This is a genomic window from Chryseobacterium bernardetii, from assembly GCF_003815975.1.
Lineage (GTDB): Bacteria > Bacteroidota > Bacteroidia > Flavobacteriales > Weeksellaceae > Chryseobacterium > Chryseobacterium bernardetii.
The window spans coordinates 5,246,999-5,261,510 of record NZ_CP033932.1; the positions used below are offsets into that span (position 1 = coordinate 5,246,999).

Annotated in this window: 11 protein-coding genes; 5 read left to right on the forward strand and 6 right to left on the reverse strand. The window is 35.9% G+C overall.

Going from position 1 to position 14,512, the window contains the following annotated elements; all coding sequences use genetic code 11:
- Positions 1 to 97 precede the first annotated feature (97 nt).
- Positions 98 to 2,440, reverse strand: coding sequence for an outer membrane beta-barrel family protein (locus EG339_RS23760; RefSeq protein ID WP_123872531.1), 2,343 nt, complete (start codon positions 2,438 to 2,440; stop codon positions 98 to 100).
- 295 nt (positions 2,441 to 2,735) lie between these two features.
- Between EG339_RS23760 and EG339_RS23765 the strand changes: the two genes are divergently transcribed.
- Positions 2,736 to 3,572 carry a discoidin domain-containing protein gene (locus EG339_RS23765; protein ID WP_123872532.1) on the forward strand — a complete coding sequence of 279 codons (837 nt, stop codon included), beginning with the start codon at positions 2,736 to 2,738 and terminating at the stop codon, positions 3,570 to 3,572.
- Between the two features lie 191 nt (positions 3,573 to 3,763).
- On the opposite strand, the gene EG339_RS23770 is transcribed toward EG339_RS23765, so the two are convergent.
- Both EG339_RS23770 and EG339_RS23775 read right to left on the reverse strand, forming a co-directional pair.
- On the reverse strand, positions 3,764 to 4,486 hold the full coding sequence (locus EG339_RS23770; protein ID WP_123872533.1) for a phytanoyl-CoA dioxygenase family protein: 723 nt from the start codon (positions 4,484 to 4,486) through the stop codon (positions 3,764 to 3,766).
- Between the two features lie 3 nt (positions 4,487 to 4,489).
- Positions 4,490 to 5,740 carry a dicarboxylate/amino acid:cation symporter gene (locus EG339_RS23775; RefSeq protein WP_123872534.1) on the reverse strand — a complete coding sequence of 417 codons (1,251 nt, stop codon included), beginning with the start codon at positions 5,738 to 5,740 and terminating at the stop codon, positions 4,490 to 4,492.
- Positions 5,741 to 5,960: 220 nt separating this feature from the next.
- Here EG339_RS23775 and EG339_RS23780 point away from each other — a divergent pair, with 220 nt between their 5' ends.
- The 4 genes from EG339_RS23780 (at position 5,961) to EG339_RS23795 (ending at position 11,678) form a co-directional block, all read left to right on the forward strand.
- Positions 5,961 to 6,449: a BON domain-containing protein gene (locus EG339_RS23780; RefSeq protein ID WP_123872535.1), complete on the forward strand. Its 489-nt coding sequence runs from the start codon at positions 5,961 to 5,963 to the stop codon at positions 6,447 to 6,449.
- A 10-nt stretch (positions 6,450 to 6,459) separates the two neighbouring features.
- The gene (locus EG339_RS23785) at positions 6,460 to 6,879 is read left to right on the forward strand and encodes an SH3 domain-containing protein (RefSeq protein WP_123872536.1); all 420 of its coding nucleotides are present in this window, start codon (positions 6,460 to 6,462) and stop codon (positions 6,877 to 6,879) included.
- A gap of 82 nt (positions 6,880 to 6,961) precedes the next feature.
- On the forward strand, positions 6,962 to 9,670 hold the full coding sequence (locus EG339_RS23790; RefSeq protein WP_123872537.1) for a TonB-dependent receptor: 2,709 nt from the start codon (positions 6,962 to 6,964) through the stop codon (positions 9,668 to 9,670).
- 148 nt (positions 9,671 to 9,818) lie between these two features.
- The gene (locus EG339_RS23795; protein WP_123872538.1) at positions 9,819 to 11,678 is read left to right on the forward strand and encodes a CocE/NonD family hydrolase; all 1,860 of its coding nucleotides are present in this window, start codon (positions 9,819 to 9,821) and stop codon (positions 11,676 to 11,678) included.
- Between the two features lie 144 nt (positions 11,679 to 11,822).
- Here EG339_RS23795 and EG339_RS23800 read toward each other — a convergent pair whose 3' ends face one another.
- From EG339_RS23800 to speB, 3 genes are all read right to left on the reverse strand, one after another.
- Entirely contained in the window at positions 11,823 to 12,434 is a 612-nt protein-coding gene (locus tag EG339_RS23800; protein WP_123872539.1) for an alpha-ketoglutarate-dependent dioxygenase AlkB family protein, read from the reverse strand.
- A 130-nt stretch (positions 12,435 to 12,564) separates the two neighbouring features.
- Positions 12,565 to 13,407, reverse strand: coding sequence for a bifunctional helix-turn-helix domain-containing protein/methylated-DNA--[protein]-cysteine S-methyltransferase (locus EG339_RS23805; protein WP_123872540.1), 843 nt, complete (start codon positions 13,405 to 13,407; stop codon positions 12,565 to 12,567).
- A gap of 69 nt (positions 13,408 to 13,476) precedes the next feature.
- Positions 13,477 to 14,334 carry an agmatinase gene (speB, locus tag EG339_RS23810; RefSeq protein WP_123872541.1) on the reverse strand — a complete coding sequence of 286 codons (858 nt, stop codon included), beginning with the start codon at positions 14,332 to 14,334 and terminating at the stop codon, positions 13,477 to 13,479.
- Between the last annotated feature and the right edge of the window lie 178 nt (positions 14,335 to 14,512).

Here is a 14,512-nt window from a genome sequence, read left to right on the forward strand (position 1 = left end):
ACAAAAAAAATTCCTTTAAAAACCTTCCGAACTCTTAATTCATTATCATTAATAAGCCGGAAGCTATCTATGGCCTAGCAGCACTTTCTTTCCCACATTAATTTGCCCTGTTTTTTTCATCAAAGTTGATATTGCGATTCACTCCTTTAACTTTTTTATTCCCAAAAGTATAAGTTGCAGATACAGTAAGCCTTCTCGCATCATAATAGTTATTAAAATAATGAGATCCTGTGGTATAAAATCTTTCTCCTTTGCTTCTTGACTGCTTAAAAATATCCGAAACAATAACATTAACCTGTAAGTTTTTATCCATAAGGCTCATCTTTACACCAGCTGTGAAGTTTCCTATAAAATTCCAGCGTATATTTCCTGAATTGGAAGGCAGGCGAAACCAGTAATTGGCCATGAGCTGAATGGTCTTCTTTGTATTGAGCGAGATATTATTCTGAAGATCAAAATCATAACCATATCCTTTTTTAGATGAAGCATCAGTGGCAAAGACATCCATATCCGTATAAGACATGTCTGCAGAATAATTAGCTTCCCAACGCTTAAAAAAAGTATCCGAATAATTGATTGTTGCTCCTATACTGTTTTGATTATAGTAATTGAAAAAGGTACTTGTTCTGCTCTCTCCTGATAAACTTGCCAGTTGACCAAATCCTTCCAGTGTTCTCTGAAAATAAATAGAAGTGGATAATTTCCCTTTATAGACATGAGAGAATTCAAAATTATGGTTGACAGACGGCTGTAAAAAAGGATTGCCGGTAAAATAAGAGTTTACATTGGTGTACCAGCGGTACGGATTGATTGCCCGGAAGCCTGGTCTGTTGATTCTTTTGGAGTAATTGAGACTAAAGGTATTGCTCTCATTACTTTTATACATCACATAAGCAGTTGGAAAAAATTTTCCATAAGAACTTTCCGACTGCTGTCCGGCAGTCAAAGAATTTCCGGTAACTGTAGAATATTCATAACGAATTCCAGCTTTTGCAGACCATTTTTCATTAAATGATTTTTCAAGGCTGAAATAAGCTGCATAATTTTTCTCATCATATTTAAACTCATTACTCTTCAAAACATCGGTGATATAGTTTCCATTTTCAAGATTTTGATAAAAAATACTGGAATTATTCTCAAAATTGGTAAACTTCACTCCCATTTCCGTTTTAGCAAATTCATAAGGTAAGGTAAGATCTGCCTGCCCTGAATAAATTTTATAATCTACTACTGATGGTGATTTTACAATAAACCGATCTCCTGAGTTTTCTATAGTCGTAAAATCAATAGTAGTTTTAGGTAGGTTAGAAAAATAGTTTCCTGTAATACTTAGCTTATTGTCTTGTTTTCCAAATTTAACATCATAATAAGCACTTATTGTCTGCTGTGTAGATTTTCCTCTGTGAGCTGCATAAGTAGACAAAGTATTGGTGTAATTATCATTCTGAAAATAATCTGAAGTATTTTCAATATCCATATTGGAATGTCCGGATCCATAATCATAGATAAACCCTATGTTGGATTTCTTTCCTAACTGATAATCAATACTTAGATTGGCTCCAAGGCCATCTCCGAAGTCTCTTCTGTCATCATGACTTTTAAGACCTTCCATTCCTGTAATTTTATAATTTTCAAAGGAATGTTTTTCATATTTGCTTTGTCTTAACTTCAAAGAAGAACGCAGTTTTTCATTCTGATAATTGATGGTAACGCTATTGGAAAACCCGGAATAAGTCTGCTGCTGAAAACTTGTGGTAAGGCTTCCACTCCATCCGAGATTCTGATTTTTCTTCAAAACAATATTAATGAGTCCGCTATTTCCCTGAGCTTCATATTTTGAAGGCGGAGCAGTAATCACTTCAATTTTTTCAATATTTTCAGATCTCAGACTCTTAAGATAAGTCACAAGCTCCGTTGAAGAAAGGTTGAGTATTCTGTCGTTAATCATTACAGAAACACTATTCTTTCCGGCAATAGAAACTCCTGTATTTTCATCCACTTTTACCAACGGTGTTGTAGCCAAAGCATCTACCCCATCCATTCCCTGGGAAGCTACAGAATTGGCAACATTAAAAACTAGCCTGTCAGCTTTTCTTTCGATCAGTTTTTTTCTGGCAGTAAGTGTTACTCCCTCAATTTGTTTTTCCTTTTTCTCCTCAATAAAAAAATCATGTTCCACATTACCCTGTACAGCAATATTCATATCAGAAACTTCTGTTCCATCCTGTATCAGTTTGATATTGTAGTTTCCATTTTCAGAAAGTTTTAGTGAGTAATTTCCATTTTCATCAGAAATGGCTGTCTGTTTTTTCTGATCTTTAACAGCTATTACTTCAACATAAGGAATATACTTTCCTGTCTGAATAATTTTTCCTGTAATAGTTTGAGAAAAAAGAGCTGCTGGTAACAGAATAACTGCTGAAAGTAAAATCTTCTTCATGTAATTTGATAATCATAGTTTTATATAAGACAATTGAAAAAGGAAGGATATTACATCTGAAGTGAAGGGAAAAGACAAATTGGAGGACAGAAGTTATTGCAGCTGGTAAACAAATAATACACTTTTTAGCCAAATTTCACAACTTATGAATTCATTGTAACCAGTAAACTTAAATTTCTCCACAACCGAACAGCTCCTCCCAGCCTCCTCTACCAACCCCATCATCTCAATTTTATACCCTTTTACTTCATATTTGGTACTGTACTTGATTTATCATCGCATTATATTATCAAACATGAAAAAAGGACTGCTGGCATTGTCTTTATTGATTATCCGGATTATTAACGCTCAAAACCATGCTCAATATGTGGATTCCCTGGCAGGGATCAAAGATCATACAGCTACTGTTCTGGAAACTGTTAATCCCCCTTTCATTAAAGCAGACAGAATTTTTGATTTTTCTACCAAAGTTGAGATCACTCCGCAGAACCCAGGTGATAAAATCTATTATATGACGCTGGATGCCGGTGATGCCAACAAAAAAAAGAAATTCACAGCTTACAAAAAGCCGTTTACCATCAGCAGAACTACACAGGTTCAAGCCTATACAGAGAGGAAAAGAGAAAAAAGCTCAGTTGTAACAGCAAGTTTTCACAGAAGACCTAATTATTGGGAGATCACTACCCTTTCAAAAGTCAGCCCTCAATATACAGCCACCGGAAAATTTGCATTAATTGATGGTATCAGAGGTGATATAGATTGGAAAAAAGGTGACTGGCAGGGGTATCTGGGACAGAATTTTGAAGCTGTGATCGATTTTCAATCTCCTCTTCAAATCCATCAGATCTCCACCACTTATCTTCAGGACAGCAAAGCTTATATCCTGATGCCCAAAAAAGTGGAATACTATGCTTCTATGAATGGAAAAGATTTTTTTCTGTTGGATAAAATAGACAATGATATTGATCCTAAAGATGAAAAGGTACAAACCAAGGATTTTACCACTGAAATTCTTCCTACCGAAGCAAGATACCTTAAAGTAAAGGCTTATTATTTTGGAAAACTTCCGGGATGGCATCAGAAAACAGGTGGTGAAACCTCTATCTTTGTAGATGAAATTTCTGTTAAATAAAAAATAGTTTTGCCAGTAAAATATTTTAATTCCCGGAGTAAGCATTGATTATTGCCAACTGTTATATTATTTTAATGCTAAAGACGCAGAGAATTTTTAAAAACAGGACTATAAAATGCGAGCAAAGGCACTTCGTTCAGCAATGAATATTGTTATCGCTAAGTGAAACGCCCTTGCAGACAAAAAATATTTTAATTCATCCTTTCTGCCCATTGCAGGGCTTCCGGAAGCTCCTTATCGGAAAATTCGATATGGATTACTCTTCTTTTCTTTCCGTTAGTCGTACGGTTTGATCCATGAAGAGTAAGAGGTTTCATAAGCATCACTCCGCCCTTTTTAACCTTACAGATTTCTTCAGTTTCTACCATCCAGTCAATGGTTTCCGGTCGGTAAATTCCTTTGGCATGAGATTTCGGAACAACTTTTAATGCTCCGTTATTCTCATCTGTCTCATCCAGATGGATTCTTATGGTATAAATATTCTCTAAAATATCCAATGGTGGCTGTACAGCAAACTGATTCTGTTTTGTTGTCCAGGGCCCAAAACCGGATATTTCCAGCTTTTTATCTACGGAAATTGTCAGATCCTGATGATAGGCTACATACCAATTGGAAGTTTCCGGTTTATCAAAATAGATACTTTTTACTACAAAATACTGGTCTCCAAAGATTTCATTGATGATTGTTCTGATATTGTCATTAAAAATAAGATCTTTAATTTCCGGAACTTCTTTTAAAAACTGTCTGATCGCAAACAGATCTTGGGATTTCCTGAAATTTTCTTTTGAAGTATCGATGTTATCCAGAACATGAGTAATCTGAGCTACTTCTTCGTCAGAAAACACTTCATTAATAACTGAAAAGCCATATTTTTCAATATGGCTTTTATATAATGATAAGTTTTTTAAACCCATTATTTAAATTTTGTCTAAAGGTTCGGTTAACTGTCCTTCCCACTTCGATACTGCAGAAGTAGCCAGCGTATTTCCTAATACGTTTGTCATACTTCTTCCCATATCACAGAAGTGGTCAATTGGTAAGATTAAAGCAATTCCTTCCGGTGGAATCCCAAACATTGAACAGGTTGCTACAATAATTACCAAAGAAGCTCTCGGCACTCCTGCAATCCCTTTTGAAGTAAGCATCAATACCAAAAGCATGGTAATCTGCTGCCCGATTGTCATTTCTACTCCGTAGATCTGAGCAATGAAAATAGAAGCAAACGTCATATACATCATACTTCCATCCAGGTTAAAGGAATATCCCAAAGGAAGAATGAAAGATACTACTCTGCTGTTACAACCGAATTTTTCAAGCTCTTCCACCAGTTTCGGGAATACCGCTTCTGAACTGGTTGTAGAGAATGCGATTAATAATGGCTCTTTAATCCTTTTTAATAAATCAAACAGTCTGTTTCCTAAGATAAAATATCCTACCAATAAAAGAACCAGCCAAAGTACTCCCAATGCAAAGAAGAAGTCTCTCAGATAGATGGCATATACTTTAAAGATTTCAAAGCCGTTGGTTGCTACCACTGCTGCAATGGCTCCCAATACACCCAGAGGGGCAAACCACATAATATATCCTACCATTTTAAGGATACCATGAGCAATAATATCAAAAAGCTTCACCACCGGTTTAGAATATTCTTCTCCTAAATTAGCTAAAGCAACGCCAAACATAATGGCAAATACTACAATCTGCAATACCTCATTGGTAGCAAAGGCTTCAAATAAACTTTTAGGAATCATATGCTTTACAAAATCCTCCAAAGAAAAGCTTTTACTGCTTTTCAAAAGATCTTCTGCCGAAGCAACGTCCTGAACAGGCAGCTTGGTTACATGTCCCGGCTCCAGCCAGTTCACAAGCATTAACCCGATAAAAAGAGAAACCAAAGAAGCGGAAATAAACCAAAGCATTGCTTTTGTACCTACTCTTCCGATCATTTTGATATCACTCATTTTGGCAATTCCCACCACAAGAGTAGTAAAAACCAAAGGTGCAATAATCATCTGTACCAGTCTGATGAAAACCGTTCCCAATAATTTGATATTCTTTGAAAAGGGTTCTGCACTTTCCGGATACTTCACGTGTACAAGACCTCCTATTCCTACTCCTAGGATAAGTGCGATGATAATTGCTATAAAAAGTTTATTCTGTCCTTTCATATATATAGTTCAATTTGCGCAAATATAATGGTTTTTGAATTGGCAGAATATTTTATTCTAATCTCTTTAAAGTCATATTAAGTTTTTGAAACATAAAAATTAAATCACTGGTTCAGAAAATATTGTAAAAAATTTAAGAAACATTTATTGAATTTTTATTCTTTTGGTACAAATTTTATTATTACATTTGATTGTGTAACAACATTAATAAATATACAATATGAAAAAAACTATCGCAATGGCTGCATTAGCTGTAGCTGTATCTTTCGGGGCAGTTTCTTGTAAGAAAAAAGTTTCTGACGCAGATCTTCAGACTCAGGCTACAACTATAGTAACTTCTAATCCCAATGCTTCTGTTGAAGTAAAAGAAGGTGTAGCTCACCTAAGCGGAACTTTCGCAGACCAGGCGTCTAAGGATGCTATGATTGCACAGTTAAAAGCAATTAAAGGAGTAAAAGATGTAATGGATATGTCTAAAGTAGAAGCTACTCCGGCTCCTGCACCTGTTGAAACTAAATCTGCTGTAGACCCTGTTGTTCAGAAAAAAGTTCAGGATGCAGTAAAAGATTTCCCTACAGTAAAAGTAGAAGTTATCAATGACGAGCTTACCCTTACAGGAAATGTTTCTCAGGAGCAAGCTAAGAAAATCAAGCAGTCTGTTGACGCTTTAAAAGTTGGGAAAGTTAAATTTAACTACACAGTAAAATAATTAAATCAAGATGAGTACATTACAAGATAAATATTCAAGCGTAGTTGCAGCAGCTCAGTCTGCTGGGATTTCAAACCTACAGGTTCAGGAGCAGGACGGCATTCTATATGTTTCCGGAGATGCTTCCAATACGGCTGCAAAAGATGCAGTATGGAATGCTTTAGGAGCCATTGATTCTACTTATTCTGCTTCAGATATCAATATCGATGTACAGGTTGCAGGTCTTGCTTCAGGTGCTTCTCTTACTGTGGCTACAGAAGAATCTAACCTGAATATCAGACAGGAGCCTTCTACAGAAGCTGCTGTAGTAGGAAAAGCGGCAAAAGGTTCAGCTGTAACTTTAATTGAGCAGACTTCTGATGACTGGTGGAAAGTAAAAACCGCTGACGGCCAGGAAGGATATGCTTATTCAAGATATTTAAGAGCATAAAATATTTTTTGAAATATTAAATATTCATAAGAAACGTCCCAATATTGGGATGTTTTTTTATTTTTACGCTTTGGAAAGCTCAATGAAGAAAATCTTATTATTTGTGTTTTTGATATGCAATTTTCTGATTGCATATGCCCAAAGACTTCATATTGATGGAAAAGTAACTGATCCGGAAAAAAAACCTGTAGAAAATGCGACCATATATCTGCTGAAAGCAAAAGACTCCACCATTATCAATTATACATCAACTAACAAAGAAGGTAAGTTCTCATTACAGATTGATGAGGTGAAAGAACCTTCCTTTTTAAAAATTGATGCTGAAAAACTATCGTATTCAAAGGCACTTGATAAAATTTTACAATCATTATCCCTTGGTGATGTAGAGCTTGAAAAGAAAAAAGTTATTGACATTGATGAGGTTAAGATCACTGTTTCTCCTGTAAAAGTAAAAAATGACACCATAGAATTCAATGCCTCGGCTCTTAAAGTGAGACCGGACAGCCAGATTGATGAGCTTTTGAAACAGATTCCCGGAGTAGAAATAGGCAATGACGGAAAAATTACGGTGAACGGAAAATCTGTAGATCAGATTATGGTGAATGGAAAACCTTTCTTTGATAAGGAAGGGAAGACTGCTTTGCAAAATCTTCCCGCAGATATCATTAAAAATATCCAGTTTACCACTACAAAGACCAAAGAAGAGGAATTAACTAAAAGACCTCCGAAATCCCAAAATACTACTATTAATTTCAATATTGATGAGAAGAAAAACAAGGGGCTTATGTCAAAAATACTGGCCGGATATGGTTCAGATAAACGATATGAAGGGAATGTATTCTTAAATTATTTTAAAGGAGATACCAAGATCAGTGTTTTGGCATCTGCCAATAATATCAATTCAAAAAGCAGTTCAGGAGATCAGATATTTGATACAATGGGGCGCGGCAGTGCCGGCCAACAAGGGGGTGGAATTCAAAAATTCAGCAGCTTTGGACTGAATTACAATGACAAACTTGGAAATAATGCCAATCTTGACAATCTGAGCCTGCAGTATACAGATTCTAACAATGAAAACCGTTCCAAAGCCTCAAAGACAACACTTCTTCCGGATTTCACCCTCAAAACAGATTCGGAGAGCAGTAATGAAAATGAATCAAGACAATATAATTTCAACAGTTCAGTAGGCATAAAATTGGACTCATTGACCAATATTTACATTGCCCCTTCGTTTTCGAAATCAGAAACATTCGGTTCAGGGCAGTCCGTATCTTCTACATTAAGGGATGATAAGCTTTTAAATGATAGTAAAAATATTTCTCAAACTAAAGGGGAAACCAATACTTTCAGCCCCAATATTAATTTTTTCAGAAATTTTAAGAAGAAAAACAGATCATTCATGGCTATGGCCAATACTTCTATTACAGAATCTAATAATGATAATATCAATCAGTCACTGAATACTTTTTATAAAGACTCCGGCACAACTACCGATAACCGTAATCAGTTGCAGAAAACCCGTTCGCAGGATAACAATTACAGCTTTATGGCGAGATATACAGAACCGGTATCTGATTCTGCAACCATTGGTATCAGCCTGCAATACAGCTCAAAATTAACCAAAGATATAAGGGATTTCAATGATTTTGATCCCGTTACAGGACAGTATTCTCAATACAACACCCGTCTTTCAAATAGTATGGATCAGAAGATCAACCAGTTTACCCCTGAGCTGTCTTATTACCTTTATAAAAAGAAATTCGGTCTTTGGGCTACCTTGAATGCTGATATTTCGGATATGAATGTCAATTCAGTTTTTAATGGGCAGCTCTATCATCTTCAGAAAAAATTTGTCCTTCCAAAATATTCAACCAATTTCCGGTATTCTTTTACAGATCGCCAATCTTTGATCTTATCCAACTCTTCCAGCTTCACAATTCCTGATGCCGGAAAACTGATTCCTTATAAGGATGAATCTAATCCTTTAATTACCAATACGGGAAATCCAGAACTTAAAAATACCTGGATCAACGAAACTAATCTTACCTTCAACAGTTATAATATGGTAAAGAACTTAAACTATCATGTTACAGCTGGGTTTTCCTATAGAAATAATGATGTTATCAATTATTCAAAATATGATAATTCAGGAAGGCAGATTACCACTTACAGCAATATAAGTGGAAATAAAAGCTTCAGTTTCAATATGGGTTTAACCAAAACATTTAAATGGAATGACCATAAGCTAAGAATTTCACCAAGATTCAGCATGAACTATACCTACAATAACGGATTTATCAATGGAGAAGCATTTAAAAGCAAAGCTTACAACTTCAATCCGGGGCTTAATCTGAATTATGAAATCAAAGATATTTTTACCATAAAACCATCTTACAGCCTCGGGTACAGCTTTTCCGATTATACGAACTATAACGTCAACAGAGTAAATACCTCCAACCAGTCTTTAAAGGTTGAACTGACAAATTATCTGTTCCAAAAAGCTTTTTTCATCGGAAATGATTTTTCTTACAATACCAATTCAAATATCGCTCCCGGATTTAAAAAAGATTTCTACTTCTGGAATGCCAGTCTGGGATATTCATTTTACAATAAACAGCTGACTGCTAAAATAAAGGTTTATGATGTCCTGAATCAAAACCAAAGTGTAAGAAGAACGATTACGGATTCTTATTTTGAAGACCGTGAAGATCTGATCCTGAAACGATACATTATGTTTTCCCTTAGTATGAAGCTGAATAAATTTGCCGGTAAAAAACCGAAAAAGAAATAAACACCATACTTTTATATATTGTAATCAATGGCCGGAAATTCTCCGGCTTTTTTAAACTTAAGTTTTAAAATCCACTTTTAAAGGAAGATTCATCTGAGAAAATGTGCTGAAAGTAATTTTATTTCTAAATTAGCCACAAATTTTACTTATGAAGACCCATATTTCAGTTGTATTCATTCTTCTTTTCATTCTTGGAAGGGCTCAGAATACGGAACAAAAAGACAATTTCGTTAAGGACAATTTCACCAAAAAGGAATTTTATATTCCGATGCGTGATGGAGTGAAGCTTTTCACTGCTGTTTATATTCCCAAGGATATTTCAAATAAGAACAAATATCCGTTTCTGATGCAAAGAACCTGTTACAGTATTGCTCCTTATGGTGAAAATGAGTATAAAACCAAAGTGGGTCCTAACTCTTACCTGATGAAAGACAAATATATTTTTGTGTATCAGGATGTACGTGGAAGATATATGAGTGAAGGAACTTTTACCAATATGACTCCGCAGGTAGAACGAAAAACTAAAAAAGATGTTGACGAAAGTACAGATACCTACGACACTATCGACTGGCTTTTGAAAAACATTAAAGATAACAACGGTAAGGTAGGACAATTCGGTACTTCTTATCCTGGTTTTTATACAGCTGTAGGAACATTAGCACAGCATCCGGCATTGGTTGCCTCATCTCCGCAGGCACCAATTTCTGATTTCTGGAATGACGATTTTCTTCACAACGGAAGATTCATGCTTGGATATTTCAGAACACTTCCTGTTTTTGGCGTTCAAAAAACAAAACCTGAGCAGAAAGCGTGGTATATGGATTCTTTTGTAAAACAATCATCCGAGGATGGGTTGAAGTTCTACAGAGACATGGGAACCCTGAAAGACGGCTATGAGAAGTATTATAAAGATAATTTCTTCATGACGGAAATTATGAATCATACCAACTATGATGAATTCTGGCAGAAAAGAGGACTGCTTCCTCATCTGAAGAATATCAGCCATGCTGTAATGACTGTTGGCGGCTGGTTTGATGCGGAAGACCTTTCCGGACCTTTAAATATCTACAAAACTATTGAGAAAACAAGTCCAAAAGCTAAAAATACCATTGTAATGGGGCCTTTCTCCCATGGCGGATGGTCTCAGGAGCAGGGTAAACATTTCCACAGTGAAACGTATTTTGGGGACAGTATTGCTACCTACTATCAGAAAAATGTAGAAACAAAATTCTTCAGCCATTACCTGAAAGGAAATACAAAAGAAGACGCCGGCCTGCCGGAAGCATTGATGTATGACACTGGTGCAAAACAGTGGAAAGAATTTGCATCTTATCCTCCTAAAAATGCACAGAAAGTAAATTTTTATCTTTCTGATAAAACATTAAAAAAATCTTCAGGACAAGGATATTCTGAATATTACAGTGATCCGAATAATCCTGTTTTAAGTTCTGATCATTTAAAAGATTTCAACGGATTTACACCAAGAAATTATATGTCCGAAGATCAGAGATTTGCAGTCGGAAGACCTGATGTACTGACGTTTACAACTGACGAACTGACAGAAGATATTACTTTCGCTGGAGAAATCATGGCTAAACTGAATATTTCTTCATCTTCTACAGATGCAGATTTTGCAGTAAAACTGATTGATGTTTATCCTGAAGATTTCAAACCAATAGAAAAGAAAGATGGTGTAATCTACGGAAACTACCATCAGATGGTAAGAAGTGAAATTATGCCTGCAAGGTTCAGAAATACAAAAGAAAAGGGAGAAGCTTTGGTTCCTGATCAGAAAACAGCGGTTAATTTCAGACTTCAGGATGTAGTTCATACCTTCAAAAAAGGCCATAAAATTCAGATCCAGATCAGCAGTACGTGGTTCCCGCTTTTTGCTGTGAATCCACAGAAGTTTATGGATAATCCAAACTTTGCATCCAAAGAAGATTATACCAAAGCATTTATTAAAGTATACGGAGACAGTTCTATTGAGGCCGATATCTTAAAATAATAAAAAACGCTGTTCAGATGGACAGCGTTTTTTATCTCTCGCAGATTGAGCTGATTTTGCAGATCATTGCTCTAAGAGCAAGTTTGTTTCTCACAGATTACCTTTAGATTTACACAGATGATTATGCTAAAACCTGTAAGTTTTTTATTCTTCAATAGTTCTGAAGGTAAGGTTTACTCTTGGAGTAGTCACTTTTGTTGTGGGTGGAAGTCTGTGGAGCCAATGATCCTGAGTGGTTCCTTTCATGATTAATAAGCTTCCGTTTTCCAGAAATATTTCTACTTTTTCTTTTGTTGTTTTATGTTTGAATAAAAACTTTCTTTCCGCTCCAAAAGTTAGGGAAGCAATTGCACCGTGTTTTTTCAGATCTGTTTCACCATCACTGTGATAAGCCATCCCTTCGCTACCATCATGATACAAATTAAGCAGACAGGAATTATAGGTTTCTCCTGAAACTTCCTCACATTTCTTTTTTAATTTCAGCAGTTCGGGAGTCCAGGGTTTCGCATATTTTGTTCTGTTGGAGTAAGTATATTCAAAAGCTTTTTCCCCAAACCAGGCTACTTTTCTTTTGGTAAGAATCAATTTTCCAAAGACTACAGCCTCATCATGCTGCCATGGAATCTGGTTGAAAAGATAATCGTAGTAAGTATCTGACTCCTCTTTTGGGAAGACCTTTCCATAATACAGAACGGTTCCGTTATTTGGAAGAAGGTTTAAGGGATAATCCGGTGTTTCATCGAACAGGCTGAGCATTGTTTTTAATTTTGGTAATACAAATTACGTAATGTTTTCGGAAAACTTTAATGTACTTCTCAAACAGTTAGCAACCACTAAAAAGAACCTAAGTACTCAAAAATTTTTGTGCCTTTTGGTTAAAAACACTTTAAGAGTAAAGCTGTGAACTTTCCCAGCCCACAATCATCTGCTTCCTGTCACTTCCCCACCGGTAACCGCCAAGATGCCCGGTAGATTGAATAACACGATGACAAGGAATAAGAAACGCCACCGGATTACTTCCTATGGCTGTTCCTACCGCCCTTGAGGCTTTAGGGTTTCCTATTTTTTCGGCAAGGCTGCCATAAGTAGACAATTTTCCCATAGGAATAGTCAGTAAGCTTTCCCAAACCTTTAACTGAAAATCGGTACCTTTTAAATGAAGTTTGATGGTGCTGAGCTTGGTCCAGTCTTTATCAAATATAGACAGTGCATTTTTCTGAAGCGCATCCTGTCTTTCGAAAAAAGAAGCATTAGGAAATTTATGCTGTAAATTCCCTAATGCTGTTACTTTATCATTTTCAAAAGCCATATAGCAGATTCCTTTTTCTGTGGAAGCTACCAGGATATTCCCAAATGGGCTGTCTGAAAAGCTATAATTAATGACAAGGCTTTTTCCTCCGTTTTTATATTCAGCAGGAGACATTCCTTCTATTTTCACAAACATATCATGCAGCCTGCTTGTACTGGAAAGCCCCGTTTCATAAGCGGTATCAAAAATACTTGCCTTTTCTTCCTTCAATAAATTTTTAGCATGTTCAAGGCTTATGAACTGTAAAAATTTTTTCGGACTTGTTCCTGCCCAATCTGTGAAAATCTTCTGAAAATGGGCCGGGCTCAAGTGAATATTCTCTGCCACTTCCTCCAAACTTGGCTGAAGCCTGAAATTGCTCTGGATATACTCTATCGCTTTGGCAATTCTGTTGTAATCTATTTGATTTTGTGTGGACATCTAACTATGTTTTTATATCACAAATTTCCAAAGAATACCCGGCAGAAAAAATCCGATTCTTGCGGAATATTAGTTGTTATTATAAATATCGTTATAAGCAAGCATTTTATAATATAACTTAGCTGCAAGGAAAGCTGTTGGCTTAGCCATTGGAGAATCCATCAATTCTACAATATCAAATGCTACTACGTTACATTTTTCGAATACTTTTCTTAATAGTTCCAATGTTGGATACCATTGTAATCCACCTGGCTCAGGAGTTCCCGTAGATGGAGCAATTGCAGGATCAAAAGCATCAAGGTCAATCGTAATATAAACATTCCCTGAAACTTTTTCCAATACATCATTCACCCAGTTCTCATTGTTAGCGATTTCATGAGCAAAGAATACTCTTCCTTCCGGTAAATATTGAGCTTCTTCAGCATCCATAGAACGGATTCCCACCTGAACCAGGTTATGCTTCTGGTTAGCTTCAAACACTGCACAAGCGTGGTTAGAAGTAGAACCGTGGAACTCAGGACGTAAATCTGTATGAGCATCCAGCTGAAGAACAGTAAGGTTTTCAAACTTCTCTCCTACTGCACGGATAGAACCGATAGAAACAGAGTGCTCGCCCCCAAATAGCGTGAATACTTTTCCTTCATGGTTCAAAAGCTCCTTTGTTTTCTGATAAACAGCTTCTGTCATTGCTTCTGGAGTAGAGTTTTCAGAAACTTCTCCAGCTAAATATACTCCCTGAAGGTAAGGTTCAGTTTGCGTTTCAATGTCATAAAGCTCCATATTTTCAGAAGCGTCTAGGAATAATTCCGGACCTTTATCAGCTCCTTTTCCCCATGTTGAAGTTCCATCGTAAGGAACTGTTACCAACATTACTTTCGAATTCTCTAACGTTGCGTTTTCCTCGGGAATTCCTGCGTATGTTTTCATATATAATTATTAATTAAAAAATTAAATGATTGAAAAATTAAAAGATTCGGCAAAGATACAAAATAGTACCTGAGTTATAGATAATGAACGGTTTGTTATGAATTTTTAACCTTCCTTGCTATTTTTTAAATGCTTAAATCTTTCAATGTTTAAATTTTAAAGTTATTTTTGTACAAAA

Excerpts from the sequence above, each read along its gene's own strand:
- EG339_RS23760 (WP_123872531.1), bottom strand. The coding sequence starts at position 2,440 with ATGAAGAAGATTTTACTTTCAGCAGTTATTCTGTTACCAGCAGCTCTT.
- EG339_RS23765 (WP_123872532.1), top strand. The coding sequence starts at position 2,736 with ATGAAAAAAGGACTGCTGGCATTGTCTTTATTGATTATCCGGATTATT.
- EG339_RS23770 (WP_123872533.1), bottom strand. The coding sequence starts at position 4,486 with ATGGGTTTAAAAAACTTATCATTATATAAAAGCCATATTGAAAAATAT.
- EG339_RS23775 (WP_123872534.1), bottom strand. The coding sequence starts at position 5,740 with ATGAAAGGACAGAATAAACTTTTTATAGCAATTATCATCGCACTTATC.
- EG339_RS23780 (WP_123872535.1), top strand. The coding sequence starts at position 5,961 with ATGAAAAAAACTATCGCAATGGCTGCATTAGCTGTAGCTGTATCTTTC.
- EG339_RS23785 (WP_123872536.1), top strand. The coding sequence starts at position 6,460 with ATGAGTACATTACAAGATAAATATTCAAGCGTAGTTGCAGCAGCTCAG.
- EG339_RS23790 (WP_123872537.1), top strand. The coding sequence starts at position 6,962 with ATGAAGAAAATCTTATTATTTGTGTTTTTGATATGCAATTTTCTGATT.
- EG339_RS23795 (WP_123872538.1), top strand. The coding sequence starts at position 9,819 with ATGAAGACCCATATTTCAGTTGTATTCATTCTTCTTTTCATTCTTGGA.
- EG339_RS23800 (WP_123872539.1), bottom strand. The coding sequence starts at position 12,434 with ATGCTCAGCCTGTTCGATGAAACACCGGATTATCCCTTAAACCTTCTT.
- EG339_RS23805 (WP_123872540.1), bottom strand. The coding sequence starts at position 13,407 with ATGTCCACACAAAATCAAATAGATTACAACAGAATTGCCAAAGCGATA.
- speB (WP_123872541.1), bottom strand. The coding sequence starts at position 14,334 with ATGAAAACATACGCAGGAATTCCCGAGGAAAACGCAACGTTAGAGAAT.